Raw genomic sequence first — 25,148 nt, forward strand, 5'->3', positions numbered from 1 at the left:
TACGGACCATAAGATCCACCGTCTTGTACCACCTGGGGAGGAAAGCACCATGAAGTTCCGCGCCGCCGTCGCCACGGCCGCAGCACTGCCGCTGACCCTCGGCCTCGCCGCCTGTGGCGGCTCCGACAAGCCGGCCGCCACTGGCCCGGCCGCGAGTGTGCCGGCCACCTCGCAGCCCGTCGCCGAACCGCAGAAGGTGGCTGAGCCGGTTCGGCTGAATCGGGTTACGTTCCTGCCGGCGATGAACTCGGCGCTGACCAAGCAGAAGTCGTGGCGGACGGTTGGGAAGATGACGGTCGCCGGTAAGCCGGCGCTGACGATCAGCGGCGTCCAGACGGTGGAGCCGTTGGCGCTGTCGTTGCAGCTGGCTGGGCCGTTGTTCGGTGAGCAGCCTGGGCAGGTGATCGTGACCAAGGGCTTGCTGTATGCCTCGATGCCGGGCGTGACCCCGCCTGGCAAGTGGGTGCAGAGCAAGGCCGGTGGCTCGGCTGAGCTGGAGCAGCTGTTGGAGGGCGGTGACCCGACCAAGATCTTCAAGTCGTTCGACAAGTCCATGGTCGACGTGAAGTTCGTCCGCACCGAGAAGGTGGCCGGTCAGCAGCTCAACCGCTACACGGTCACCGTCGACACCGCCAAGGCCCTCAAACTCCAGGGCAAGAAGCTCCCCACCGGCGTCAAGGCGAGCGACCTCCCCAAGACCCTCGCCTACACGATGTGGATGGACGACGCGGACCGCGTCCGTCGGCTCACCTTCACCTTCAGCGGCGTCGCGATGGAAATGACCCTGTCTGACTACAACAAGCCCATCACCATCACCGCACCCCCGGCCAACAAGATCCTCAAGCAGCCGGCGCGCTAGTCGACGAGGCCGGGTGCGCCGTACCCGGCCGGACGTCGATCTGAAAATCGTTGCCCACAGCAACGCCGCGTCGGTGGTGCAGGCAGTCCACGACGGCGAATTCGCGGCCCTGGACCGGCTCAGTGGAGGTAGCTGGCGCCGTTGAAGTCGAGGACGGCGCCGGCGGCCCAGCCGGCTGGGGTGGAGGCGAGCCAGTGGATGGCGGCGGCTACTTCTTCGGGGGTGGCGGTGCGGTTGAAGGGGCTCTGGGCGCGGATGGCGTCGCCGGCCGGGCCTTCGAGCATGGCGGCGGTGAGCTCGGTGGCGATGAAACCGGGGGCTATTGACGTCACGGTGATGTCATGGGGCGCCAGCGAGACGGCAAGGGACTGGCTCATCGAGTGGACGCCGGCCTTGGCGGCGCCGTAGCCGGGCATGTCGGGCTCGCCGCGGTAGGCGCCACGGGACCCGACGTTCACGATCGCGCCGCGCCGGACGCCGTCCGCCGGAGCGACGTCCAGCATCTGGCGGGCGACGCACCAGGTGACGTGCGCCGCCCCTTCGAGGTTCACCGCGAGCGTCCGGCGCCAGACCGAGACCCAGTCCTCGTACGACGTGTCGGCGAGCGGATGACCGATCCGGCGGGAGCCGGCCACCGGTTCGGCGACGAACAGCGCGGCATTGTTGACCAGGACGTCGATCCGGCCGAGCAAGCGAGCCGCTTCGTCAACCAGGACAGGGATTGCGGCCGCATCACCGAGATCTGCCGAGAGCACCGCATGCCCCTCGCCGGGCAACCCGGCGCGGACCTGCTCGGCTTCTTCGACGGCGCCACGGCAATGCAGGACGACTCGGTCGCCGCCCGCTGCGAAGGCAGCCGCGGCTGCCGCTCCGACACCGCGTGACGCCCCGGTCACGAGTACACCTCTGGACACAAGTTCCTCCCGGTCTCCGAGTCTCCCATCCTGGTCCCCGACGGGGTCATGACGGCATCGGGGTTGACAGTGACGTCACAATGACGTCATAGTTGGCGTCATGGAACTCGACTTGTACCTCGAGTCGGTCCGGCGGAGCGTCGAGAACGCCACCGCCCTGGCCGACGACCAAACTCGCTCCGTGGCCCAGCGCCTCGGAGCCACGCTGGATGACGCGGGCCGCCTGGCCCTCATCTCAGCCCTGTCCGATGCCGCCGGGGAGATCAGCCGCGAGCTGTCCCCCGGGTCGGTGGAGCTCCGGATGGCCGGCGGCCGTCCCGAGTTCGTGGTCACGCCGGCGCCGAGCCAGCTGACCGGCCCCGACGAGGTGGACGACGAAGAAGAAGAAGACGACAACGACTCCGAGGTCACCGACCTGGCCCTGGACGCCGACGAGCCGACCGCGCGGATCACGCTGCGGCTGCCGATGTCGGTGAAGAACAAGGTCGACGAGGCCGCGAATGCCGAGGGCATCTCCTCGAACGCGTGGCTGATGCGCACGGTGATGACCGAGCTCAGCGAGAGCGGCCGCGGCCGTCGCGGCCCGGGTCGCCCGCCGCGGCCACCGCGTCCTCCGCGCGGCGGCGGCGTGTTCGGCCCGGACGGCCCGCTCGGCCCGAACGGTCCCCTGGGACCGGACGGCGTCTTCGGACCGGACGGCGTGTTCGGCCCCGACGGCCCCTTCGGCGAGGAGGGCGTGTTCGGCTCCGAGCGCGGCCGACGCGACCGGGACCGCGATCGGGAGGGTCGCCGCGGCGACCGGGACCGGCGGCGGGGCGACCGAGAGCACCGGCGCGGCCAGCACGGCCCGGGCCAGAGCTTCACGGGGTGGGCCGAATGAGCGGCTTCACCAGCAACCTGACCGGTGAGCTCACCCGAGCCCGGATCGACATCGGCTCCGGCACGGTCGAGCTGGTCCCGGCCGAGGGCGCCGAGACTGACGTCACTCTCGAGGTCGAGGGCGGCGTCGAGGACGACGTCCGCTTCGGCATCGAGGACGGCGAGCTGATCGTCGAACAGCGCAAGGACCGTCGGCACGCCACCCGGCGTGGTCCGGAGATCCACGTCCGGATCGCCACTCCGACGGCCTTGGAGCTGCGGGTCCAGACCGGCTCCGGCGACCTGTCCGCCCGGGTGCCGGTCGGCACGACCCGGGTCGTCACCGGCTCCGGCGACGTCCGTCTGCAGAACGTCGAGGGCGACCTCGCGGTCCGCACCGGCAGTGGCGACGTCCGCGTCGGCGCCGTCCGCGGGACGGCGAAGGGCACCACCGGCTCGGGGGCGATCGACATCGCCGCGGCCGGCGCGGCCCTCGGGCTGAGCACCGGCTCCGGTGACGTCCGGGTCGGCGACGCGGCCGGGCAGGCCAGTATCAAGGTCGGCTCGGGTGACATCACCATCGAGCGGATCCGCGATCACTCGATCGCGACCTCCGGCTCGGGTGACGTCGTCGTCGAGGTGGCCGACGGGCCGAGCATCCAGGCCGAGACCGCGCGTGGCGACGTCCGGGTCGGCGTACCGGACGGCGTACCGACGTACCTGGACCTGAAGACGGTCACCGGGCGGATCCGGTGCGAGCTGCAGCCGGGCCAGAAGCCCGCCGGCGACGAGCGTTCGCTGATGCTGCGGGCCCGCACGGTCTCCGGGGACATCACCGTCGTCAAGGTCTGACCAGATTCCGCACGGGGAACACCGAGGGGAGCACGACATGATCAGCGAACAGCAGGAGGTCGCGCGCTACCGCGTCGCCGACCAGATCCGGGCCGCCGAGGCCCGGGCGGCACACCAGGAACGCCCCGCCGACAGCGGCGCCCGGCACGGTCTGGCCATCGCCTTGCGGCGGCTGGCCGACCGGCTGGAGCCGCTCACCGAGCCCGCCGTCCGCCCCCGGCACGCGCGTCCGAACCAGGCTCGTCCGGGGCTGTCCGTCGTCCGCTGAGGCGTGGTGTTGCAGCTTCGTGCAAATGCCTGTGGATAACTACCGACGGCGACCATCGACACTGCTAGGTTTTCAAGCGATCACTTCGGTCGACCTCGGGAGAGAGCAGCACCATGCAGCGTCCGACAGCCAAGGCCGTCGCCACCGCCGCCACCCTGATCGTCCTGCTCGCCGGCTGCGGCGGCGCGGACGACAAGGGTTCCGGCGGCGACAACAAGAGCGGTGACACGCCGACCAGCCCGCCGGCCCCGCAGGTCGCCGCCTTCGACCCGCCCAAGGACTTCACCGCCGCCTCCGCCTTCGGAGCGCCCGACGTGACCGGCGTCGAGGACATGTACTCCTACAAGTCCGGCATGGTCGGCCAGACCGCGCTGCTCTCGGGGAACGGCGGCCTGAAGGGCTACCACATCGCCGCCCAGCGCGAGCCGTGGACGACGCCGTCCACCGACTCGCCGGACACGATCAAGACCACCAGCCACAGCCGGCCGATGCCGCTGCAACTCGACGGCAAGGATGTCGTCGGCATCGTGTACAGCCAGTCCAACAGCGGCGGCGGCACCCAGAAGGCGCACGGCCAGGTGCTGTTCCAGTGGCTCGACGCCGTCGACGGCAAGAAGGTCGCCGAGGCGACGTTCGATGCCAGCAGCATCCTCGGCCCGGGCGGTCAGACCGCCAACATCTACACCGAGGCGTACGACGCCGCGACCGGCCAGATCGCGATCGGCGTCGACCCGCAGGGCGGCAGCAAACCGCTGGACGCGCTGACGGTCTTCGCCGACCCGAAGACGCAGAAGGCGACCGGTATCCCCGGCGTCGCGGCCGGCGGCGTGCTGAACGGCGTCGTCGTCGCGGGTAAGTCCGCGGGCGCGACGAACGCGACCGACAGCGCGATCGTCGTCGCCGACGGCGCGACCGGCAAGGTCAGCAAGACGATCCCGACCAAGCAGAACGAGTTGATGTTCGCCGGGCACGGCGCGAAGCGGGCCTACTTCAGCGGCACGACGTACCAGTCGGATCCGAAGACCGCGGCGACGACGTACAACAACGTGCTGTACGCCGTCGACATCGCGACCGGCGCCGTCGTCGAGACCAAACCCGCGCTGGCGAACACCAAGAAGTACTACTTCAAGTGCCTCGGCGACCAGGCCGCCGCGGTCGTCTGCTCGACCGGCGCGAACGGCGGTACCGACGAGATCGTCGGTCTCGACGACAGCACCGGGAAGAAGGTCTGGGGCTACACGTCCGAATCGGCCAGCCGGGTCGTCCCGATCGTGAGCGCGGCCTTCCACGGCGTCATCTACGGCCAGGCGCAGAACCAGCCGATCGCGCTGACCGCGACCGATGGTCAGGACATCCCGTTGGCGAAGGTGCCCGGCGCGAGCTCGACGCCGACCCCGTCGTCCTCCGGCGGGACGTGGTCCCCGACTCCGGACGCCACCACCAGCGCGCCGACCATGGACCCGGCCACCGACCCGGCCGTCGCCTGGGGTTCGGATCTGTCGCTCTACAACAACCAGCTCGGTGTGCGGACTCCGGATGCCGTCACGCAGTACGGCGGCGTCTACCTGCAAAGTGCCGGAGGCAACGACTTCAAGAACGAGAAGATCCTCGTCACGCTGAAGCCGACCGCCTGATTTCTTGACAACTGACAAGGCCCCCGGGTGTTTCCCGGGGGCCTTCGTCGTTCCGGCTCAGATGTCGGTGCGGTGGAAGTTCTGGTGCGAACGGGACGGCGTCGGGCCGCGCTGACCCTGGTAGCGCGAGCCGTACTTCGCGGAGCCGTACGGGTGCTCGGCCGGCGAGGAGAGCCGGAAGAAGCAGAGCTGGCCGATCTTCATCCCCGGCCAGAGCTTGATCGGCAGGGTGGCGACGTTCGACAGCTCCAGCGTCACGTGCCCGGAGAAGCCGGGGTCGATGAAGCCGGCGGTCGAGTGCGTCAGCAGGCCGAGCCGGCCCAGCGAGGACTTGCCCTCGAGCCGGGCGGCCACGTCGTCGGGCAGCGTCACCAGCTCGTACGTCGAGCCGAGCACGAACTCACCCGGGTGCAGGATGAAGGGGTCCTCCCCCTCGGGCTCGACCATCCGGGTCAGGTCGGGCTGTTCCTCGGCCGGGTCGATATGCGGGTACTTGTGGTTCTCGAACACCCGGAAGAAGCGGTCGAGGCGGACGTCGACACTCGACGGCTGCACCATCGCGGCGTCGAACGGATCCAGCTGGACGCGTTTGGCGTCGAGCTCGGCCAAGATGTCACGGTCGGAGAGCAGCACACCGGTACGGTAGCAAGCGCGCCGGTCGCGCTCCTGTCACCGCCCGGCCCGCGGCCGGTGACAGGGATCTGGTGGTGGATCGTCCGGGGCCCTCAGCTCCCCGGCGTGACACACCACCAGACCTGTTCCTCAGCCGCCCGGAACCCCGGGCCTGAGGCAACGAACTCCTGCTCAGGCCAGCTTGTTGAACTTCGACACCTGGGTGGCGAAGGTCTTCACCTGCGCCGGCGACCAGTCCTTGAGCAGCTCCTCGATCACCTTGTGCCGCTTCTTCCGGGCCGAGGCCAGCTTGCGCTTACCGGCCGCGGTCAGCGTCAGCAGGGTCGCCCGCGCGTCGGTCTTGTCGGCCGCGCGCTTCAGCAGTCCCTCCTCCTCGAGGCGCGCGCAGGCCCGGCTGACCGGACCCTTGTCGACCTCGAGCGCCGCGACCAGGTCGGCCATCCGCACCGGCGCCAGCTCTTCGACGTGGTTGAGCAACGCGTACTGCGCCGGCTCCAGATCCGGATGCGCCTCGTCGGACAGCGTCCGCTGCAGACCACGCAGCCGGCGCGCCAACGTGACGAGCTCCTTCTCCAGGTTCTCCAGCGCGTCACTTGCGTCTGTTGCCACCGTTCACCCCTTCATCCAGTTGCCCCGCAACCATCTTGTCCGGTCCCGGCAAGGACCGCATCCTCACGTTGCGTCAAATGTTGCCCCCGGCAACGCGTTCTAATCTGCCAGAAGATGCCGGGCCTGCCCAGTCCCTGGGCGGACCCTTTGTGGAAAACTGCCCCGGAACCCCCGGCGCAAACCGCTCCCGGCCGCCTTTTCGATGCATTCGGCATCTTCCTGCCGACCGACTCCTGACCGCGCAACAACCCGGCCGGGACCAGCACCCCGCCGTCCCCGGACGCCGACCGGGCCGGATCGGCCGACTTCCACCCGCCGCGCCGGACCCGGCGCGCCCGCGCCCCCACCGATCGGCTATGCTCTTCCCTGCTCGCCCAAGTGGGCGGCACGCGGGTGTAGTTCAATGGCAGAACATCAGCTTCCCAAGCTGACAGTGCGAGTTCGATTCTCGTCACCCGCTCCGTGTTTGTCAGCACAAGTTGGGCCCGGTCCGAAGTTTTTCGGTCCGGGCCTTTTTGCTGGTCAGCGGCTGGTTCAAACGATTGACAGATTAATGCAGCGACTCTCAGTTAGTGATCCAGTCGTAACAGATTCGTAGGGGATCAGTTAGTCAGGACAGCGGGTGGAGTACGGGGCCCCGACCGGCCCCGCGGCCGAGCTCGTTGTCCGGTCCACCCGTCCGTGACCGGGCTCGTCGTACAACGGGAGCCTTTTCATGCGTTTCGCCCGCACCGTCTTGGGCCTGCTGCTGACCCTGATCGGCCTGTTGGCCACCGTGGCCGGAGCCGCGGCCGCGTTCTGGCTGATCGGCCCGGACAACACGATCTCCACCGGCGACCGGGGCCTGAGCAGTTCCGGCCTGGCCGTCGTCACCGCCCCCGAGCTGATCGACCGGCACGGCCCGGTCCTGCATGTCGACGTCACCGGCGCGAAGCCGCTGTTCGTCGGGATCGCGCAGGACCTCGACGTCACCGACTACCTGGCCGGCTCGGCCACCACCCGCGTGATCCGGTACGACGCGCCGTCCACGATCAGCACCCAGACCATGCGCGGCCTGGAGAACAAGCTGACCCCGCCGGGCGAGCTCGACTGGTGGGTCGCGAAATCCGGCGGCGCCGGTGCGCAGTCGATCGCCTGGCCGATGCAGGACGGCCGGTACTCCGTCGTCGTGATGAACGCCGACGGCAGCCCCGCCGTCGACGCCGACGTCCGCTTCGGCATCGAGATCCACCGCTCCTTCGGGATCAGCCTGCTCGTCTTCGGCGCCGGCCTCGTCGCCCTCACCCTCGGCATCGCCCTCGCCTTCCGCCGCGCCCCCCGCGCCGCCGACGAGCCCACCGCCGCCCCAGTCCCCACCCGCGCCGTCCTCACCACCCCCACCTCCCCCTTCGCCCCCACCTCCCCGCAGTCGAACACCCCCTCGGCGTCCAGTTCGGCGCGAGCCGTGCCCGAAGCCAAGACTCCGATGCGGGCGGCGCCCGAGGACGTACCTGCCTACCGTGCGCCAGTTGACGAGCCGCCGGCCGTCGATCCGGCTCCGGCGACGCCTGCTGACCGCGCCCCGCTTGACGAGCCCGCGGTGCCGCTTGCTTCGCCGATTCCGGCGGCGCCGATGTTCATGTCCGCCGCCGCGGTCGCCCGGGCCAAGTCCCGCGCCGCGCTGACCGCGCCTGCTACCGACGTACCGGAGGCTCGTACGAGCGCCGACCTGCCGGGGGCTGACGGGCCGGCTGTGGGGGAGACGCCGTTGCCGTTGCAGGAGTCGCCGGAGTTCGTGAAGAGCGACGAGGCGATGAAGCGGACGGCGGCGCTGCTGGCGAGTGGGGCTTTGTTGCTGACAGCAACGAGCTGCGGGTTGATGCCGCCGAAGAACAGCCTGAGCACGGTCGACCACCGGCCGGCCATCACGGTCGCCGACGCGCAGGCCGTGGTCGCGAAGTACAACGAGCTGAACAACAAGGCGAACCAGACCCGCGACGACAAGCTGGCCGCGACGATCGAGGCCGAGCCGACGCTCGCGCAGACCCGCGCCGGCTACCAGATCGGCCGCAAGCTGGACGCCGCGCGCAAGGTGACCGAGAAGCCGTTCGCGTTCACTGACCCGCAGGTCGGCGCGCCGGAGTTCACGGCGTACCCGATGCGGTTCGTGGTCGCCTCGGGGGTCTCGGGCGCCCCGGACACCCGCCAGCTCGGCGTCTGGGAGCGCGACAGCGCGGGCGCGCCCTGGCTGCTCACGCACTCGGTCTACCCGGGGAACACGATCGACCTGCCGTCGCTGACCGGCCTGCGCGCCCCGACCAAGGCGGATCTGGCGAGCCTGGCGACGCAGCCGTCCGCGGTCGGCGCGACCATGGCGGCGTACCTGACGGGCGGCGCCAAGTCGGCGCAGTCGAAGCTCTTCATCCCCTCCCCGGGGACGACGAAGCTCCTCGACCTGCGCGCGAAGTCGAAGGTCTCCGATGTCGCCGAGCCGTATATCGCCGGTGCGACCGACACGTTCCGGTCGACCGGCCGGCAGACGGCGTTCATCACCGGCGACGGCGAGGCGCTGGTCTTCCTGACGCTGACCGAGCAGTACCTGCAGCGCGTCGAGCCGGGCTCGAACGCGTACTGGACCAGCGGCGAGGCGACGGCGTTCAGCAGCATGGTCAAGTACACCCAGACGCTGCACCAGGACTACCTGCACCAGGTCGCGCTGATCATCCCGGCCAAGTCGACCGGCGGCCCGATCCGGATCCTCTCGATGGACGGTCAACTGGTCGGCGCCGGCGGCACCTGAGTCGCTGTAAGCGCTTGCCGAAACTTAGTGACGGCTGATTGACTCCCAGGGTGAGGTTTTTCCCCTTCGCCCGGGAGTACCAGTGCAGATCAGCCGCCGCCACCTGCTGTCCTTCGTCCCCGCCACCGCGCTGTTGAGCGCGGTGCACCCCGTACGCCCCGCCCGTGCCGCCACCGACGCCCCGGGTGGGGCCGGGCTGTTGCTGAGCAACGCGATCGCGATCTACGCCGGTACGGCGGCCTCGAACACCAGACCCGAGGTCGCCGCCAAACTCACCGCGCTGGACGCCACCGCCCGGACGTGGCTGACCGCGATGGACCGCGCCGGCTCCGGTGAGCTGTTCGCCGGCCTCCCGCTCGGGACCAGCGACCCCAACCTGAGCGCGTCGTTCCAGCACCTCTACGAGCTGGCGCTCGCCTTCCGCCGCCCCGGCCCGGCGTCCGAGCTGCAGGGCAATGAGCAACTCCGCGCGCGGATCGCCGACAAGCTCGCCTGGCTGCATGCGACGTACTACGGCGACCAGTCCCGCGGCTACTACGGCAACTGGTTCACCTGGGAGATCGGCATCTCCACCTTCGTCTCCAAGACTCTCGCCCTGATCGACGCCCCGGCCGAGCTGATCAGCCGATACGTCGGCTCGATGGACGCCTACCTCCGCAACGGGACGAACGGCGACGTCAACCTCGACTCGCGCTTCCACACCGGCGCCAACCTGGTCGACATCACCGCGAACCGTGTCCTCCAGGGCGCGCTGCTCGGCGACGACGCGCGGATCCAGAAGGCCCTGCAGGACCAGTTCACCGTCTTCGCCACCGTCGATCCGTACAACCTCCAGCACGGCGTCACCGATGGGTACTACGCCGACGGCTCGTTCATCCAGCACGCCTCGGTCGCGTACACCGGCTCGTACGGCAAGGCGCTGCTCAGCCGCGTCGTCCAGACGATCAAGGTGCTCGACGGGACGCCGTACGCACGCACCGACGACCTGGTCGGCGTCGTCCAGGGCTGGGTCGAGCACGGTTTCGCGCCGCTCATCTTCGAGGGCTGGATGATGGAGATCGTCAAGGGGCGCGCGGTCTCCCGGCCCGGCACCGGGTACGACGACGTCGCCGTGATCGTCGAGGCCGTCGTCGATCTGGCCGACTACGCGACGCCGGCCGACGCGACCCGGCTGAAGGCGTTCGCGAAGTTCACCGCCCGGCCGACGATCAACCCGAACACCTTCGTCTCCCCGGTCAGCATCGCGCGCTTCGCCGACCTCAAGGCCGACCCCGCGATCGTCCCGGCCGATCTGAACCCGCCCGCGAGCAGCACGGCGTACAACGCGATGGACCGGACCGTGCACCGCCGTCCCAGCTACGCGTTCGCGCTGGCGCGCAACTCGGAGCGGATCAGCAAGTACGAGTACATGAGCGGCGAGAACCTGCTGCCCTGGTTCCAGGGCGACGGCGCCCACTACCTGTACCTCACCGGCCAGGACCAGACCCGCTCATACGGCGTCGACTACTTCACCACCGTCTCGCCGTACGCGCTCGCGGGTGTCACCGCGCCGGTCGAGACCCGGCGCTCGATCCCCGAGCTCTACGGGACGGCGTACTACGACCGTCCGCCGGAGTTCACCCCGTCGTCCGAGGCGCAGAACACCTACGTCTACTTCCCGACCGGCACCAACGCGTACTCCGGCGGCGCGACCCTGGGCACGTACGGCGTTGCCGGCTGGGTCCAGTCGGACGACTATGCCTACGCCCACCGCGCGGACCTGCCCGAAGACTTCGTCAGCTACCGCAACGCGTCGGCGACCAAATCCTGGTTCCTGTTCGACGACGAGGTCGTCGTCCTGGCGGCCGGCGTCGGGGACGACGACCGCCCGGTCACCACGACCCTCGACACCCGGATCGCGGCCCCGACCGCGGCCGTCACGATCGCCGGCGGACGCCGAAACGGCGGCAGCTGGTCGGGAGTCGGGGCGGTCGACCCGCGCTGGCTGCGCTACGCCGACGACAATGTTGCCGTCGGCTACTACTTCCTGCAGCCGGGTGAAGTGCACGTGAGCTTGCAGTCGGTGACACGGAGCCGGCGCGTGATCCGGACGTCGAACCCGGACACCCAGGTGACCAAGCAGGTCTTCGGGTTGACCGCGACCCAACCGGCGGGGGCGACCCGGGCTCTTGCCTACGCATTGGTGCCCAACGCAACAGAGTCCGCGCTCCAGGCCTATCGGCACGGTCGGCTCGGCGTCCTCGCGAACACCACTCGGATGCAGGCCGTACAGCACCTCGGGCTGCGGCTGACCGCGGCGAACACCTTCACCCGAGGGCAGCATCACCTGCCCGGGATGAGTATCGACGGCCCGGCGTCCGTGCTGGTACGCCGGGGCGCCGGTGGTCAGGTCGAGGTCGCGGCGTCCGACCCGACCACGGCGCGCGACACGATCTCGGTGACGCTGTGGGCGCAGTACTTGCGCGCGGCCGCGCCGACGCCCGGCGTCCAGGTCGTGCGGACGTTGACCGGGACGCGGCTGACGTTCGCGACCCGGCACACCTACGGCGCGAGCCTGCCGATCAAGCTCCTTCGAGCTTGGTGATCAAGGCCTGCATGGTGGCGAGCGTCGTCCGCAGGTCGTCGACGTCGACCGCGGTGCTCAGCTCGGCCGCCCACGGATGCTGGGCGACCGAGACCTGGCGGATCGCCCAGTAGCCGGCCTCGGTACACGCGAGCAGCTTGGCGCGGCGGTGCGCCGGGTTCGCCCGGTACTCCGCCAGGCCGCGCTCGACGAGCAGGTCGGCGATCCGCTGCACCCCCTGGCGACTGACCCCCATGATCCGGCCGACGTCCGCGACCGAACGCGGCTCGTCGAGCACGCCGCCGAGGACCTGCCACCACGCGGCGGTCAGCTCCCCGTGCGCGGCCAGCTCCTGCGCGGCCTCGAGCAGCCGCGCATTCAGCCGGAACGTGGCGAGGATGACGTCGGTCAGCGCCGCGCCACCCGCCGTCTCCGCAGCAGGCTCCGGCCACTCCGCCCGCGGTGGAACAGTCATCAGCCGACGAGCCCGGCGTACGCCGATGGGTCGGCCCGGTGGAAGACGCCTTCGTACGCCTCGAGCTTGGCCTCATCCGCCAGCCCCAGCCGCGACAGCACCGCCCGCGCGAACTGCACCGGCGAATCCGGCCCGGCCGTGATCAGATCGCCGTCCACCACCGCCCGCGCGTCCACATAGTTGTCGCCACCCGCGTACCCAGTGGCCAACAGATACTCCTTCACCGCACTGGTGTGCTTGCGCTCGTCCAGCAACCCACCCCGCGCCAACCCAGCCGTAGCCCCGCAAATAGCCGCCACCGGCGTCCCAGCCGCCAAGAACCGCCCAGCCAACTCCACAAACCCGTCGCCACCCCCGGCGTCCCACTCCGCCGACCCAGCCAGCACCAGCAGATCCCCACCCCGAACCTCACCCAGCGCCACCTCCGGCACCACCCGCAACCCACCCATCGTCACCACCGGCTCAACCGTCTCCCCCACGGTCACCACCCGCCACTCCTCACCCGTGAACCGCCCCGTCCGCAACTCGACCAGCAGATGCCCGATCTCCCAGTCCGCCCACGTCTCGTAAACACCCACATACGCCGTCTTCGTCATAGACAACATACTGTCATCAAGACAACATGTTGTCAATGCGTCACGACGGCATCTGCACGCCGAGGCCTGCCTCGCGAGCAGCATCGGCCAACCGCTTGTCGTAGGTGACGAACGCATCGAGCCGCTCGATCCGCAGCGCGGTGGCGAGATGGATCGCGTCAAGACTGCGGACGGTCGCCGGCTTGACGGCTTGGGCGAGGATCCGAACCCCGGCGTCGATGTCGACCAGCTCGACGAGATCGAGCACCAGCTGCAAGCGGGGAACCGCCGTCGGGACGTACCGGGCGAGCGCCCGAACCGACTCGACCTCCGCCAAGGCCGAGCTGATCCAATCGAGCTCGGCTCGCTCGTCGAGCCAGTCCCGGAGCGCCTGCGACTCGGACTCGGCGTGCGCCAGCTTCACGATGGCCGCCGAATCGAGGTAGATCATCAGCGCTCAGCCTCCCGATCCCGAGCCAGCTCAGCCCCGACATCCACGCCGTCGGGCTCCCCGAGCGGCATCCGCAACACCGCCCGCCGCATCGCCGCCGCACGCTCTTTTCGCAACGCGGCCTCGATGACAGCCTGCCGAACGGCAGCCGACCGCGAGCCACCGCCATGGGTCAGCACATCGAGCGCGTGCTCGGTTTCAGCATCCGTGCGGATCGTGATCGTCTCTGCCATGAGACAAGTGTAAGACAAATCGTCTTACACATCCCTCGGCTAGCCGCGGAAGCGGGTCCAGAGGTTGAGGGTTTTGCCGAAGCGTTCGCCGCGGATCCAGTCGAGGATGGAGCGGGCGCAGCGTTCGGGGGCTACGTCGCCGCGGACGGAGCGGGGGACGTATTTGCGCATCTCTTCGGCGTCGGCGACGGCGTCTTCGATGCGGGCGGGCGGCCAGCCGCGGTTGGCGAGGCGTTTGCGGCGGACGACGTCCGGGCAGTCGAGGTGGAGCCAGCGGCCTTCGGGGAGTTCGCTGGGTAGGCCGGGGGTGAGGAGGAGGACGGGGATGCCGGAGCGGCGGATCAGCTCGGTGATGCGCAACCAGAGTGCGTTGTACGCCGGCCAGATCGGCGCCGCCGTCGCGCTGGCGATGCTGATGCCGAGCAGGCGGCCCTGATCGTCGAGCAGCTCGTCCATGTCCATCACCACCAAGTTGCCCGGATTCAGCCGGACCAGCTCCGGAACCACGGTCGACTTCCCGGATCCGGGCGCACCTGTCACCACGAACAGCCTCGTCACGAGGACTAGTGTGGCGCGCGGTCGATCAGAAGGCTCGCGGGCGGGCGAACATCGGGCGAGACGTGCGGCACACCGGCGAGGCCGGGGGTGATCGATCCGAGCACGCTCGAGTGCCGCGCGCCGGTGCAGCTCGGGACTGTCCCGCTCAGGCCGTGCAGGGTGAGGAAGCCCAGGACGGCGAACGCGTACGCCTCCTTGGCCGCGGACGGCAGCCCCAGCTCGTCGGTGCTGCGGACCGGCACCGGCCCTAGCTCTGCAGCCAGCATGCGCAGCAACGCCGGGTTGCGTGTGCCGCCGCCGGAGGCGATCACCTCCGTCCCGCCGTGCGAGCGGACGGCGTCCGCGACCGTACGGGCCGTCAGCGCGGTGACTGTCGCGACCAGATCGTCAGCTGGGATCTCCGGCAGCCCTTCCAGCACCCGCGCGAGGTAGGCGAGGTTGAACAGCTCCTTGCCGGTGCTCTTCGGCGCGGGCAGCGCGTAGTACGGCTCGGTCAGCAACCGCGAGAACAGCTCTGCGTGCACCTGGCCGCGTGAGGCCAGTACGCCGTCCGCGTCGAACCCGAGCCGCCCAGCGGTCAGCTCCGCGACGACGGCGTCGATCAAGGCGTTCGCCGGGCCGGTGTCGAAGGCCAGCGGCTCGCCTGCCAGGACTGTCACGTTGGCGATCCCACCGAGGTTCAGCGCGATCGGTACGCCGGGCCGCCCGCGCAACCAGAGCACGTCGAAGGCGCTCACCAGCGGCGCCCCCTGACCGCCGGCCGCGACGTCCCGCGTCCGCAGGTCCGATACGACGGTGACACCGGTCGCCTCGGCGATCCAGGCCGGCTGCCCGAGCTGCAGCGTCCCGTGGACGGCTCCGCCTTCCACCCAGTGGAACACCGTCTGCCCATGCGACACGATCAGATCGGCGTACCCGCCCGTGAGCTGCTCGACCGCCTGCCGCGCGACCCGGGCGAAGGCCTGCCCGATCCCGGTGTCCAACCGGCAGACCTGCTCGAGCGTCGTACTTGCCGGTGGCAAGGAAGCGGCCAACGCCCGGCGCAGCTCGTCGGGGTACGGCTGGCTCAGCATCCCGAGCGGGGTCAGCACCAGCTGGTCCCCGTCCAGGCGCAGATCGGCCGCCGCCGCGTCGATCGCGTCGTACGACGTCCCGGACATCAACCCGATCACTCGCATAGCGGTTCAGCATCTCCTGAGGTCGGCGGACGACTCAACCTTCCGGACCTGCCCGGTGTCATTCTCGGTACCAGAACAGCTCACCAGGAGGGTAGACGGGTGACTCGCGGAAGCGAATTCGACGACTTCGTCCGCGGCAGCGCGACCCGGCTGCTGCGGACCGCAGTCCTGCTGACAGGAGACCGGGCCGCGGCCGAGGATCTTGTCCAGGAGATGTACGAACGGGTCTACGTGCACTGGCGCCGGATCAGCACCGGCGCCCCCGAGGCCTACGCCCGCAAGACGCTGGCCAACCTGGCCGCGAACCGCTGGCGGACCAAGGGCCGCAAACCCGAGGTCACGCTGGCCGACCACCACGACCGCGGCGCCCCGGACGGCTCCGACGCGTACGCCGTCCGCGACCAACTGCTCTCCGCCCTGCAGGAGCTCCCGCCGCGGCAACGCGCGGTGATCGTCCTGCGCTTCTACGAAGACATGACCGAGGCCCAGACCGCCGACGCGCTGAACTGCTCGATCGGCACCGTGAAGAGCCAGACCTCCCGCGGCCTCGACCGACTGCGCCTGATCACCGAACCCGCGCTCCTGGAGGGACTGCGATGACCGAGACCGAACTCCACCAACGCCTGCGCCTCTCGGTCGACGACGTGCACGCCGATGACGACCTGATCATCCGCGCCCGCCAGGGCGGCTCCCGCCGGCTCCGCCGCCGGCGCCTGACCACCGCCGGGATCAGCGCGCTCGCCGTCCTGGCCGTCGGGGCGGTCGCGGTCGCCGGGCCGGCCGTCTACAACAGCCTCGCCGACGCCCCGGTCGCCGGCGAGACCGCCACGAGCGACCCGTACAGCTTCCTGCTGAAGGGCGAGACCCGCGGCGACCTGGCGAACGACGAGATGATCGCCAAGGCGCTGGATACCTGGAAGAAGACCCGCGACAGCTCCCAGCGCAACGGCGCGGGCCTGTTCAAGGACCTGCAGGGCGAGCCCAAGGTCTACTGGGTCGGCACCACCGCGAGCGGACCGGCCGCGATCGTCGCTCAGCGGGCGAATCTGCGCAACGGAAACGGCCTCAAACTCGAGCGCGAGGGCGTCCACACCGTGGTCGGCTTCATCGGGGCCGACGTCCGGGACAAGTTCCACGTCCTGACCGCGCGGTACGCGGCCGCCGGGACGCCGCTGACCACCGGCTTCATGGCCGGGATGGACGATCCGCAGAGCCTCGTCGTCCTGGACGTCGGCAAGAAGACCGGCTGGTCGCCGCGCCGGGTGTACTCCGCCGACGGCTCCAGCAGCAGCCGCGAGTTCGCGCCGGTGACCTTCAAGGACGGCGTCGGCGTGATCGCGCTACCCAAGGGCACCGTCGAGGAGGACCTGTCGATCGCGACGCTCCCGGCCACCGGCCCGTCGGACCAGCGGATCGCGTTCACCGGCTACGTCACCCCGGAGGACAGCAAGGGCCCGTTCGAGATCGACCGGCGGATGTGGGTCACCTCGAAGCCGGAGTACTGGACGATGTCGCCGGGTGCCGAGGGGGTGCGGGCCGGTGCGCGGGCGAAGTTCGAGGACGGGCTCGCCAGGGCGAAGTTCTGGCCGTACTTCGCCGAGCAGAAGGGCACCTGGGTCGGCTACGGCAGGACCGCCGACGGCACCGAGGTCTACCTCGGCCAGCGCCAGCTGGACGACGAGGCGACCCGGCCGTACGCCGTCGTCGTCCCGAAGAACGGCCCGTCGAAGGTCGTCTCGGCGGAGATGGGCAAGGACGTCACCCCGATCCGGATCAAGCTGCCGGACAACCTCGGCTGGGTGATCGCGCAGAAGGACGGCGTCCTGTCGTACCGGGTCGGAACCGGGCCGTGGAGCGCCGGGAGCGCGAACGCCCTGCTGGTACCGCCGGGGGCGAACGTCGAGGCGCGGACGAAACTCGAGGACTCGTTCCTTCCCGTCACGCTGCCGTGACCCCTTGACACCAGGTTGGGCTCGATCCGATGATCGGTCCGCTATACCGGTTTAGTTCAGCCGGTGTGGCGGACCGCCCACCCTTGACAAGGAGTCGATCGAATGAGTTCTGAGCTCATGCGGAGAAGGACCCTGCTGTCAGCTCTCGCCGCCGGTACGGCGGTGGCCGCGACCGGCGCGTCGGTACTGCCGGCGAACGCCGCCTGCCGGGCCGCGAAGAAGCCGACGCTGATCGCCTATATCGAGGTGAACGACCACAGCATGCTGAGCGCCGGCAAGTACAAGCTGGCCAGCACCGGCGCCCCGGCGATCGACGTCGCGATCATCTTCGCGGCGAACATCAACTTCAACACCACCACCCGGAAGGCGTACCTGCACTTCAACCAGCAGGTCACCAGCGTCCTGAACAACCGGCAGACCCAGATCAAGCCGCTGCAGGACAAGGGCATCAAGGTCGTCCTGTCGATCCTCGGCAACCACGAGGGCGCCGGCTTCGCGAACTTCCCGGACAAGGCGTCGGCCGACGCGTTCGCCCAGGAGCTCGCGAACGCGGTGACGACGTACGGCCTGGACGGGATCGACTTCGACGACGAGTACGTCGAGTACGGCAAGAACGGCACCGGCCAGCCGAACGCCTACTCGTTCGTCTACCTGGTCCAGGCGCTCCGCGCGAAGCTCGGCCCGGACAAGCTGATCACGCTCTACGACATCGGCCCGGCGTCCGACCGCCTGACCTACAACGGCCAGAGCATCGCCAACACCTTCAACTACTCCTGGAACCCCTGGTACGGCACCTGGAACGACCCGAGCGGCCCGACCTCCAAGGCCCTCCGCTCCCCCGCGGCCGTCTCCTACACCGCCACCAGCCAGTCCACCGCCGCCTCCCTCGCCCAGCGCACCAAGGACGAAGGCTTCGGCGTCTTCCTCACCTACAACCTCACCGAGTCCAACACCTCCACCTACCTCTCCGCCATCACTCAGAAGCTCTACGGCACCAACACCATCTACACCCCCTAGAGCTCGTACTCCCACCCCGGTCGCCAGTCGAACGGCGCCTCGATCAGCTCCGCCAACGGCGCTCCATCACCCACCAGATGCTGGAGCGCCCACCGCTGAGCCGAGTGCGCCACGACCAGCACCACGCACCCGCCGTACCAGCGCCTGACATCGTCGAGGAACGACGCCATCAGCTCGACGGCGTCGGCGTAACTCTGGCCACCGGGATACGCCGTACGGACGCGCTCGGACCTGACCCCGAGCGCGTCCACCGGCGCACCGTTCAGCTCCCCGTAGTCACACTCCCGCAACCGCCAGTCCCGCAAATACGGCACACCGAGCCCCGCCAGCTCCACCGTCTGCACGGCTCGCCGCAGGTCCGAGCTGAAGACCACGTCGGCGTCCCGTCGCCGCCGGCCCAGCTCGACGGCCTCCCGCCGCCCGCGCTCGGACAACTCCCCCGGCAACCAGCCCGTCGCGACGCCGTTCTCGTTGTCGAGCGTCGTGGCGTGCGTCTCGTAGATCAACCGTGTCCCCATTCGTGACAGTCAATCCGCTTTGCCTTCGTTACTGGTCGGTATATACTTTTGTTACTGGCGAGTAAAGTTGTCGAGCGAGGTAGGGGAACTCTGTGAGCCACTACAAGTCGAATCTGCGGGACATCGAGTTCAATCTGCTCGAGGTTCTGGGCCGGGGCGAGGTGCTCGGGCAGGGGCCGTATGCCGAGATGGACGTCGAGACGGCGCGTGAGGTGCTCGGGGAGATCGACCGGCTGGCCAAGAACGAGGTGGCCGCGTCGTTCGAGGACGCCGACCGGAACCCGCCGGTGTTCGACCCGGAGGCGCACGAGGTGCGGATGCCGGAGGCGTTCAAGAAGAGCTACCACGCTTACATGGACGCCGAGTGGTACAAGCTGGAGCTGCCGCCGGAGCTGGGCGGCCAGCCGACGCCGCCGTCGCTGCGCTGGGCCGCCGCGGAGATGATCCTGGGCGCGAACCCCGCCGTCCACATCTACGCCGCCGGGCCGAACTTCGCGCACGTGTTGTGGCGGAACGGCATCGACCGGGACAAGAAGATCGCCCAGCACATGATCGACCGCGGCTGGGGCGCGACGATGGTGCTGACCGAGCCGGACGCCGGCTCCGACGTCGGCGCGGGCCGGACCAAGGCCACCTTGCAGGACGACGGCAGCTGGCACATCGAGGGCGTCAAGCGGTTCATCACCTCGGGTGAGCACGACATGACCGAGAACATCGTGCACCTGGTGCTGGCCCGCCCGCAGGGCATCGAGGGCGTCGGCGGCCCGGGCACGAAGGGGCTCAGCCTGTTCGTCGTCCCGAAGTTCGACTTCGACCTGGAGACCGGTGAGCTGACCGGCGAGCGCAACGGCGCCTTCGTCACCGGCGTCGAGAAGAAGATGGGGATCAAGGTCTCCACGACCTGCGAGCTCACCTTCGGCGACGGCGTCCCGGCCAAGGGCTGGCTGCTCGGCGAGGTGCACGACGGGATCGCGCAGATGTTCCAGGTGATCGAGTACGCGCGGATGATGGTCGGCACCAAGGCCATCGCGACGCTCTCGTCCGGCTACCTGAACGCGCTGGACTACGCCAAGGAGCGCATCCAGGGCGCCGACCTGACCAACCCGGCCAAGGACGCGCCGCGGGTCACGATCACCCACCACCCCGACGTCCGCCGCTCGCTGCTCACCCAGAAGGCGTACGCCGAGGCCCTCCGCGCGCTCGTGCTGTTCACCGCCACCTACCAGGACCGCGCCGAGCAGGCCCGGTACGCCGGTGACCACGACGCGGTCGCCGAAGGCGTGAACGACCTGCTGCTGCCGCTGGTCAAGGGCTACGGCTCGGAGAAGTCCTGGACGCTGCTCGGCACCGAGTCGCTGCAGACATTCGGCGGCTCCGGCTTCCTGCAGGACTATCCGATCGAGCAGTACGTCCGCGACGCCAAGATCGACACCCTGTACGAGGGCACCACCGCGATCCAGGGTCAGGACCTGTTCTTCCGCAAGATCATCAAGGACCAGGGCAAGGCCCTCGGGCACCTGGCCGAGCAGATCCAGGCCTTCGTCGCCTCCGAGGCCGGCAACGGCCGCCTGAAGGAGGAGCGCGGTCTGCTCGCAAAGGGGCTCGAGGACACCCAGAAGCTGCTCGGCATCATGGGCCAGGCCCTGATGGCCAGCAACCCGCAGGCCGAGAACGGCGACCCGCGCAACGTCTACAAGGTCGCGCTGAACACCTCGCGGCTGCTGTTCGTCCTCGGTGACGTCGTCTGCTCGTGGCTGATGCTGCGGCAGGCCGAGGTCGCGCTGGAGAAGCTGGGCGGCGAGCTCTCGCCGGCCGACCAGGACTTCTACACCGGCAAGATCGCGGCGGCCCAGTGGTTCGTCCGGTCCACGATGCCGTCGGTCCGGGCCGAGCGGATCAAGGCCGAGCTGACCGATCTCGACATCATGGACCTGCCCGAGTCCGCGTTCTGAGGAATCCCTTACCTGTCAGGGTTTCGGGGCATCGTGGGGCAGATCGATCTGCCCCACGATCTGGCCTTCCCCTGGACCGGTTCCGTGTAGCAGCGTTTCTGCCGTGTGGATAACACCGCGACCCTGGCTTGGCTTCCCCTGTCCTCGCCAGGGTCGCGTCACGTCCGGAACCGGATCGGCCGGTGCTGCGTCCGTGTGGACATGTCCGGACCATCGCCACGTAGGGTGTCGGCGATGCCCGCCCGCCTCGCCACCGCCCTGTTCGCCGTCCTGGCGTTCCTCCCGGCCGTCCCCGCGCACGCCGCGGCGCCGGAGGTCCCCGACCGGATCGTCGCCGCGTGGCGAGCCGACCGGCTGTACGTCGACGAGCGGCTCGCGATCCCCGATTCCGAGCTGGACCGGATCCGCGCGACGGCCAAGACAGCCGATTTCCCCGTCTACGTCGCGCTCGTGCCGCAGACGCCGTACCTGCGCAAGGTGCAGTACGACCTGCCGACGCTGCTCCAGGCGCGGACCGGGCAGCCCGGGCTCTACGTCGTCCAGGTCGTCAGTGACGACTACTGGAACGGGATCGAGGAGCTCTATCGACCGGGTGGGCTGAAGGGCAAGTCGCTGGTCAGCGTGATCTCGGCCGACAAACAGCGCCTGGACATCGTGAACGACCGGCCCGCGCCGCAGGTCGTCCGGACCATCCAGCAGGCGCAGACGGCGTACGACGGCCGTCCGCTGCCCCCGGTCGCCGCGGGGGACCTGGAGCCGGAGCGGCCCGCGCGCGGTCGGTCGGTGACCGATCAGGCGGATCGGGCGGCGATGATCGGGCTCGGGATCGGCGCGTCGATCGGCTTCGTGCTGACGCTCGTCCTCGTCTTCCGCCGTAAGCGCCGGCCGCGCGTCAGCAGCCGGCCGGACAGCTACGTCACGGAGATTCGCCGCCAGGCCGATCTGGGCATCCGGAAGGCGGCGCAGGCCGTCGCCCGGCTGGAGGGCAAGGCCCGGCCCACGCTCGAGCAGCTCGACCGGCGCGACGACGCCAACCGCCGCCTCGCCGCGGCGCGCGTACTCCGCGAAGACGGTCCGGACGATCTGCTCAAGGTCGCCGGCGCCCTCTTGCTGAGCCGGCAGGCGCAGCGGGCCGCCAACGGCGCCGAGGTACTACCGCCGTGCTTCTTCGACCCGACGCACAACTTCGGCACCACGCGCGTCAACTGGGACGACGTGGAGGTGCCCGCGTGCAAGCTGTGCGCGACGCGGATGGCGAACGGCCGAACTCCGCGCGGTCTACGCGTGAAGTCGGTGCTGTACTGGACGCTCGATCCGAAGGACAGCCCGATGGTCGCGACCGGCTTCGGCGCGCTCACCGACGACCTGTCGGAGCGCGTCACCGGACGATTGGACGACGCCCGATGAAGCGGTTCCTGATGTTGCTACTGGCAACTGTCGTGGTGTCGGCGCTCCCCGCGGCCGCCGCGACTCCGACCGATCCGCGGATCACCGCCGCCGTCCAGGCCTGGCGGACCACACCGCTGTACGTCGATCCGGAGTTCGCCGCGATCGCCGACGAGGAGCCGATGCTGGCGGCGATCCGGGACGCGAAGGTGCCGGTGTTCGTCGCGGTCGCGCCGACCGGCGAGTGGTTCCAGGAGAAGGGGGACGCCGCGCTGCTGGCCGGCTGGCTCGCCCACGCCAACGGGCGGCCCGGCCTGTACATCGTCATGGACCGCAACACGACGAACGGCGCCGAGCACGAGCTGGCCGCCTCCGCCGCCGGGCGGACCTGGGCGCGCGACTCGGATCAGCCGCTGAGCGCCCAGCTTCGCGAGTACCTGGACGGCGTCCGCGTCGGCGACCGGTACGAGGCCGAGCCCGCGCGGACGACGCCGTACAAGCGGGAGCCGCGGCCGGAGTCCGAGCCGGAGCGATTCACGGTCGGCAAGGCGATCGGGAACGGTATCGGCGGCGGCGTACTGGGATTGCTGGGCGGCGCGCTGCTGGCCGGCGTGGTGGTCGCGGTCGCCGCGCTCACCGGACGGGGAGGCAAGTCATGAGGTTGCTGTCGATGCTGGGCGCGGTGACGATGCTGCTGGCGACGTCCGTCATCCCGGCGTACGCGCAGACGCCGGCCGAGCGGGCGCAGGAGATCGCGACCGCGCTGCAGAAGGACCGGTTGTACGTCGATCCGGCGTACGGCTCGGCGCTGCCGGAGAAGCAGCGCGCCGACGTCCGCGCGAAGGCCGAGGCGCTCGGCTTCCCGGTGTACTCGATCGTGTTGCCGCTGACGGCCGGGGACGCGTTCCAGGGCAAGGAGCGCAACGCGCTCACGCTGATCATCGACGCGCTCCGCAAGCCGGGTCTGTACGTCGTCGTGAACGGCGGCTCGCGCTTTCCCTGGTACGAGGCTCATGAGCTTTCGCAGGTCAGCGACGACAAGCTCCGCGCGGCCCGGCAGCGGGCGCTCGACGACACCGACTACGACGCCGGGCCCACGCAGGTGCTCGCCCGGATGTACCAGGTACTCGCCGACCCGTCGCTGCCGGTGCCGACCAAGCCGACCCGCCCAAGCCGCACCGAACCCGACCGCGACGACGAATCCTCGGCCGGCAAGGTCGTCGTGTACGTCGTCCTCGGCCTGGCGGCCTTGGTGGGCCTTGGCCTCGTGATCGGGCGGATTCGGTCGGGGCATGGCCCGAAATCGGGGCATGGCCCACGGTTGGGGCACGGGTCCCGGGGAGGGAAGCCCTTCGCCATCCCGCCGCACGTGGCCGCCACCGTCGCGGCCGAGCAGCGCCGGCAGCTCACTCGCGAGGTCAACCGCGAGCTGACCACGCTCGGCTCGCAGCTGGCCGCCCTCCCCGACGCCCGCGGCCTGGCTCTCCGTCACCAACAGTCCGCCCTGGACGCCCACCACGCCGCCGCCAAGGTCCTCGACTCCTCCGAGGACCTTCTCGACGTCGTCGGCGCCAAAGTCCTCCTCGACCAGGCCCACCGCTCGTACGACGCCGCCGTCGCTGTCGCAGCCGATCGCCCGATCCCCGACGTCCCCGGCCTCTGCGCCTTCAACCCCCTCCACGGCCGCGCCGCGGCCACCCCCACTCAGGTCAAGTCCGACGGCGCCACCGTCACCCTGCCGCTCTGCTCCACCTGCCGCCAAGCCCTCAAACGCGGCAAAGCCCCCGCCTCCCTCCCCGGCGAAGACGGCCCCTACTGGCACGACACCGACCTCTGGGCCCGCACCTTCTACGGCGCCATCGGCGACGACCTCGCCGCCGCAGTAGCCCGCGGCGAACACCGCGGACACAAGAACGGGTAGTAGTCCGCCCGGCCCACCGCGGCCCCGCCATCGGCGGCTCGCCCGGAGCCACCTCTACCCGTTCGTCCGTACGTCCCCGGGTTCGGCCAGGGGTGTTCCCGGGGGTCTGCCGGATCCTCGGGACCGTGCGGCCGCCGTACGGTCGTCGCAGGCTAACGGTGGAGGCGGACGATGGAGAGCAAGAAGCTCGGGGTGGCGGTGCTGGTGATCGCGGCCGGATTCGGGTTGTGGCAGTTCGGCGGGCGGGACAAGAACGACGAGCACCGGGTGGACGCGAAGATCGACACCGTGCAACTGGCGGCGGACCGGGCCGACATCAGCATTCGGGTGTCGGACGACGAGCGGACCGTCGTCCGGGAGAAGCGGCGCTTCTGGTTCTTCAATCGGGACGACGCGTACTCCGTCGACGGCAGCACGCTCAAGCTGGACGGCGACTGCGGCTGGAACTGCAGCTCCGACTTCGAGGTGACCGTGCCCAAGGGCACCAAGGTGATCGGCAAGAGCGGCAGCGGCGATCTGAAACTCGTCGGCGTGGCCGGGGTGGACGCCGACGCGCGCTCCGGGGACGTCGAGCTGACGAACGTGAGCGGGGACGTCGATCTCGACCTCACCTCCGGCGACGTCTCGGTCCACGACCTGAACGGCCGGCTCACCGTGAAGGCCAACTCGGGTGATATCGAGGGCAGCGGACTGCGCGGCGGCGCGGTCGCCGTCGAGACCACGTCGGGCGACATGGAGCTGCACCTGACCGAGGCGAACGACGTCCGCGCGAAGGGCACCAGCGGCGACATCGAGATCACCGCCCCGGGCGACGGCTACCGCGTCGACACCAAGACCCGCAGCGGCGATATCGAGAACACCTTCGGCAGCGGCGCCTCCGGCTCCCGCTCGCTGAGCGCCGAAACTGTCAGCGGCGACATCGAGCTGCAACGCAACTGACCGTTTGCCGAGGGGTACTAGAGC

General features: G+C 69.9%; 25 protein-coding genes and 1 tRNA gene. 16 read left to right on the forward strand and 10 right to left on the reverse strand.

All coding sequences use genetic code 11. From position 1 onward, the window contains the following. Window positions 1-49: 49 nt before the first annotated feature. Entirely contained in the window at window positions 50-859 is an 810-nt protein-coding gene (locus ACZ6ZD_RS07125; protein WP_465669227.1) for an SCO4651 family lipoprotein, read from the forward strand. Window positions 860-978: 119 nt separating this feature from the next. On the opposite strand, the gene ACZ6ZD_RS07130 is transcribed toward ACZ6ZD_RS07125, so the two are convergent. Further along, window positions 979-1,755, reverse strand: a complete 777-nt coding sequence (locus tag ACZ6ZD_RS07130; protein ID WP_465669229.1) for an SDR family NAD(P)-dependent oxidoreductase — start codon at window positions 1,753-1,755, stop codon at window positions 979-981. Window positions 1,756-1,873: 118 nt separating this feature from the next. Between ACZ6ZD_RS07130 and ACZ6ZD_RS07135 the strand changes: the two genes are divergently transcribed. From ACZ6ZD_RS07135 to ACZ6ZD_RS07150, 4 genes are all read left to right on the forward strand, one after another. Next, on the forward strand, window positions 1,874-2,653 hold the full coding sequence (locus ACZ6ZD_RS07135; RefSeq protein WP_465669231.1) for a hypothetical protein: 780 nt from the start codon (window positions 1,874-1,876) through the stop codon (window positions 2,651-2,653). Next, window positions 2,650-3,483 (forward strand): DUF4097 family beta strand repeat-containing protein, encoded by an 834-nt coding sequence (locus ACZ6ZD_RS07140; RefSeq protein ID WP_465669233.1) that lies wholly within the window; start codon window positions 2,650-2,652, stop codon window positions 3,481-3,483. The genes ACZ6ZD_RS07135 and ACZ6ZD_RS07140 overlap by 4 nt, the downstream gene beginning before the upstream one ends. 37 nt (window positions 3,484-3,520) lie before the next feature. After that, window positions 3,521-3,751: a hypothetical protein gene (locus tag ACZ6ZD_RS07145; protein WP_465669235.1), complete on the forward strand. Its 231-nt coding sequence runs from the start codon at window positions 3,521-3,523 to the stop codon at window positions 3,749-3,751. Window positions 3,752-3,864: 113 nt separating this feature from the next. After that, entirely contained in the window at window positions 3,865-5,385 is a 1,521-nt protein-coding gene (locus ACZ6ZD_RS07150; RefSeq protein ID WP_465669237.1) for a hypothetical protein, read from the forward strand. 57 nt (window positions 5,386-5,442) lie between these two features. On the opposite strand, the gene dcd is transcribed toward ACZ6ZD_RS07150, so the two are convergent. Continuing rightward, entirely contained in the window at window positions 5,443-6,018 is a 576-nt protein-coding gene (dcd, locus tag ACZ6ZD_RS07155; RefSeq protein WP_171674053.1) for a dCTP deaminase, read from the reverse strand. A gap of 171 nt (window positions 6,019-6,189) precedes the next feature. Then, complete coding sequence (locus ACZ6ZD_RS07160; RefSeq protein ID WP_465669239.1) at window positions 6,190-6,627, reverse strand: MarR family winged helix-turn-helix transcriptional regulator; 438 nt, start codon at window positions 6,625-6,627, stop codon at window positions 6,190-6,192. Between the two features lie 389 nt (window positions 6,628-7,016). On the opposite strand from ACZ6ZD_RS07160, the gene ACZ6ZD_RS07165 reads away from it, so the two are divergent. From ACZ6ZD_RS07165 to ACZ6ZD_RS07175, 3 genes are all read left to right on the forward strand, one after another. Then, window positions 7,017-7,087: transfer RNA gene (locus ACZ6ZD_RS07165), tRNA-Gly, on the forward strand. Window positions 7,088-7,342: 255 nt separating this feature from the next. Next, the gene (locus ACZ6ZD_RS07170) at window positions 7,343-9,406 is read left to right on the forward strand and encodes a DUF8094 domain-containing protein (RefSeq protein WP_465669241.1); all 2,064 of its coding nucleotides are present in this window, start codon (window positions 7,343-7,345) and stop codon (window positions 9,404-9,406) included. Window positions 9,407-9,488: 82 nt separating this feature from the next. After that, a complete protein-coding gene (locus ACZ6ZD_RS07175) occupies window positions 9,489-11,990 on the forward strand; it encodes a polysaccharide lyase family 8 super-sandwich domain-containing protein (RefSeq protein WP_465669243.1) in 2,502 nt (833 codons plus the stop codon). Here the strand turns inward: ACZ6ZD_RS07175 and ACZ6ZD_RS07180 are convergent. From ACZ6ZD_RS07180 to ACZ6ZD_RS07205, 6 genes are read right to left on the reverse strand one after another with little or no spacing between them, the layout of a single operon-like run. Then, window positions 11,968-12,444, reverse strand: a complete 477-nt coding sequence (locus tag ACZ6ZD_RS07180; protein ID WP_465669245.1) for a MarR family winged helix-turn-helix transcriptional regulator — start codon at window positions 12,442-12,444, stop codon at window positions 11,968-11,970. The two genes, ACZ6ZD_RS07175 and ACZ6ZD_RS07180, sit on opposite strands and share 23 nt — an antisense overlap. Beyond that, window positions 12,444-13,040, reverse strand: coding sequence for a DJ-1/PfpI family protein (locus ACZ6ZD_RS07185; protein WP_465669247.1), 597 nt, complete (start codon window positions 13,038-13,040; stop codon window positions 12,444-12,446). Before ACZ6ZD_RS07185 ends, ACZ6ZD_RS07180 begins: the two co-directional genes overlap by 1 nt. Window positions 13,041-13,080: 40 nt before the next feature. Beyond that, window positions 13,081-13,470 (reverse strand): type II toxin-antitoxin system VapC family toxin, encoded by a 390-nt coding sequence (locus ACZ6ZD_RS07190; protein WP_465669249.1) that lies wholly within the window; start codon window positions 13,468-13,470, stop codon window positions 13,081-13,083. Further along, complete coding sequence (locus ACZ6ZD_RS07195) at window positions 13,470-13,703, reverse strand: hypothetical protein (protein ID WP_465669251.1); 234 nt, start codon at window positions 13,701-13,703, stop codon at window positions 13,470-13,472. Before ACZ6ZD_RS07195 ends, ACZ6ZD_RS07190 begins: the two co-directional genes overlap by 1 nt. A 39-nt stretch (window positions 13,704-13,742) precedes the next feature. Further along, window positions 13,743-14,261 (reverse strand): AAA family ATPase, encoded by a 519-nt coding sequence (locus tag ACZ6ZD_RS07200; protein WP_465669253.1) that lies wholly within the window; start codon window positions 14,259-14,261, stop codon window positions 13,743-13,745. 5 nt (window positions 14,262-14,266) lie between these two features. Further along, entirely contained in the window at window positions 14,267-15,439 is a 1,173-nt protein-coding gene (locus tag ACZ6ZD_RS07205) for an anhydro-N-acetylmuramic acid kinase (RefSeq protein ID WP_465669255.1), read from the reverse strand. Window positions 15,440-15,538: 99 nt separating this feature from the next. Here ACZ6ZD_RS07205 and ACZ6ZD_RS07210 point away from each other — a divergent pair, with 99 nt between their 5' ends. The 3 genes from ACZ6ZD_RS07210 (at window position 15,539) to ACZ6ZD_RS07220 (ending at window position 18,408) form a co-directional block, all read left to right on the forward strand. Next, on the forward strand, window positions 15,539-16,039 hold the full coding sequence (locus ACZ6ZD_RS07210) for a SigE family RNA polymerase sigma factor (protein ID WP_465669257.1): 501 nt from the start codon (window positions 15,539-15,541) through the stop codon (window positions 16,037-16,039). Continuing rightward, entirely contained in the window at window positions 16,036-17,391 is a 1,356-nt protein-coding gene (locus ACZ6ZD_RS07215; RefSeq protein WP_465669259.1) for a hypothetical protein, read from the forward strand. Before ACZ6ZD_RS07210 ends, ACZ6ZD_RS07215 begins: the two co-directional genes overlap by 4 nt. A gap of 102 nt (window positions 17,392-17,493) precedes the next feature. After that, on the forward strand, window positions 17,494-18,408 hold the full coding sequence (locus ACZ6ZD_RS07220) for an endo-beta-N-acetylglucosaminidase H (protein WP_465669261.1): 915 nt from the start codon (window positions 17,494-17,496) through the stop codon (window positions 18,406-18,408). Here the strand turns inward: ACZ6ZD_RS07220 and ACZ6ZD_RS07225 are convergent. Next, window positions 18,405-18,926 carry a histidine phosphatase family protein gene (locus ACZ6ZD_RS07225; protein WP_465669263.1) on the reverse strand — a complete coding sequence of 174 codons (522 nt, stop codon included), beginning with the start codon at window positions 18,924-18,926 and terminating at the stop codon, window positions 18,405-18,407. The genes ACZ6ZD_RS07220 and ACZ6ZD_RS07225 overlap by 4 nt on opposite strands. Before the next feature lie 92 nt (window positions 18,927-19,018). On the opposite strand from ACZ6ZD_RS07225, the gene ACZ6ZD_RS07230 reads away from it, so the two are divergent. From ACZ6ZD_RS07230 to ACZ6ZD_RS07250, 5 genes are all read left to right on the forward strand, one after another. Then, on the forward strand, window positions 19,019-20,878 hold the full coding sequence (locus tag ACZ6ZD_RS07230) for an acyl-CoA dehydrogenase (protein ID WP_465669265.1): 1,860 nt from the start codon (window positions 19,019-19,021) through the stop codon (window positions 20,876-20,878). Between the two features lie 234 nt (window positions 20,879-21,112). Next, window positions 21,113-22,285 (forward strand): hypothetical protein, encoded by a 1,173-nt coding sequence (locus ACZ6ZD_RS07235; RefSeq protein ID WP_465669267.1) that lies wholly within the window; start codon window positions 21,113-21,115, stop codon window positions 22,283-22,285. Beyond that, complete coding sequence (locus ACZ6ZD_RS07240) at window positions 22,282-22,923, forward strand: hypothetical protein (protein ID WP_465669269.1); 642 nt, start codon at window positions 22,282-22,284, stop codon at window positions 22,921-22,923. Before ACZ6ZD_RS07235 ends, ACZ6ZD_RS07240 begins: the two co-directional genes overlap by 4 nt. Further along, complete coding sequence (locus tag ACZ6ZD_RS07245) at window positions 22,920-24,185, forward strand: hypothetical protein (RefSeq protein ID WP_465669271.1); 1,266 nt, start codon at window positions 22,920-22,922, stop codon at window positions 24,183-24,185. The genes ACZ6ZD_RS07240 and ACZ6ZD_RS07245 overlap by 4 nt, the downstream gene beginning before the upstream one ends. A 171-nt stretch (window positions 24,186-24,356) precedes the next feature. Next, complete coding sequence (locus ACZ6ZD_RS07250) at window positions 24,357-25,124, forward strand: DUF4097 family beta strand repeat-containing protein (protein ID WP_465669273.1); 768 nt, start codon at window positions 24,357-24,359, stop codon at window positions 25,122-25,124. The last annotated feature ends 24 nt before the right edge of the window (window positions 25,125-25,148 follow it).

The organism is Kribbella sp. NPDC104218 (assembly GCF_055584105.1).

Coding starts and splice junctions, on each gene's coding strand:
- ACZ6ZD_RS07140 (WP_465669233.1), top strand. CDS start 2,650: ATGAGCGGCTTCACCAGCAACCTGACCGGTGAGCTCACCCGAGCCCGG.
- ACZ6ZD_RS07125 (WP_465669227.1), top strand. CDS start 50: ATGAAGTTCCGCGCCGCCGTCGCCACGGCCGCAGCACTGCCGCTGACC.
- ACZ6ZD_RS07180 (WP_465669245.1), bottom strand. CDS start 12,444: ATGACTGTTCCACCGCGGGCGGAGTGGCCGGAGCCTGCTGCGGAGACG.
- ACZ6ZD_RS07205 (WP_465669255.1), bottom strand. CDS start 15,439: ATGCGAGTGATCGGGTTGATGTCCGGGACGTCGTACGACGCGATCGAC.
- ACZ6ZD_RS07240 (WP_465669269.1), top strand. CDS start 22,282: ATGAAGCGGTTCCTGATGTTGCTACTGGCAACTGTCGTGGTGTCGGCG.
- ACZ6ZD_RS07195 (WP_465669251.1), bottom strand. CDS start 13,703: ATGGCAGAGACGATCACGATCCGCACGGATGCTGAAACCGAGCACGCG.
- ACZ6ZD_RS07145 (WP_465669235.1), top strand. CDS start 3,521: ATGATCAGCGAACAGCAGGAGGTCGCGCGCTACCGCGTCGCCGACCAG.
- ACZ6ZD_RS07215 (WP_465669259.1), top strand. CDS start 16,036: ATGACCGAGACCGAACTCCACCAACGCCTGCGCCTCTCGGTCGACGAC.
- ACZ6ZD_RS07135 (WP_465669231.1), top strand. CDS start 1,874: ATGGAACTCGACTTGTACCTCGAGTCGGTCCGGCGGAGCGTCGAGAAC.
- ACZ6ZD_RS07150 (WP_465669237.1), top strand. CDS start 3,865: ATGCAGCGTCCGACAGCCAAGGCCGTCGCCACCGCCGCCACCCTGATC.
- ACZ6ZD_RS07250 (WP_465669273.1), top strand. CDS start 24,357: ATGGAGAGCAAGAAGCTCGGGGTGGCGGTGCTGGTGATCGCGGCCGGA.
- ACZ6ZD_RS07190 (WP_465669249.1), bottom strand. CDS start 13,470: ATGATCTACCTCGATTCGGCGGCCATCGTGAAGCTGGCGCACGCCGAG.
- ACZ6ZD_RS07185 (WP_465669247.1), bottom strand. CDS start 13,040: ATGACGAAGACGGCGTATGTGGGTGTTTACGAGACGTGGGCGGACTGG.
- ACZ6ZD_RS07245 (WP_465669271.1), top strand. CDS start 22,920: ATGAGGTTGCTGTCGATGCTGGGCGCGGTGACGATGCTGCTGGCGACG.
- ACZ6ZD_RS07220 (WP_465669261.1), top strand. CDS start 17,494: ATGAGTTCTGAGCTCATGCGGAGAAGGACCCTGCTGTCAGCTCTCGCC.
- ACZ6ZD_RS07235 (WP_465669267.1), top strand. CDS start 21,113: ATGCCCGCCCGCCTCGCCACCGCCCTGTTCGCCGTCCTGGCGTTCCTC.
- ACZ6ZD_RS07170 (WP_465669241.1), top strand. CDS start 7,343: ATGCGTTTCGCCCGCACCGTCTTGGGCCTGCTGCTGACCCTGATCGGC.
- ACZ6ZD_RS07225 (WP_465669263.1), bottom strand. CDS start 18,926: ATGGGGACACGGTTGATCTACGAGACGCACGCCACGACGCTCGACAAC.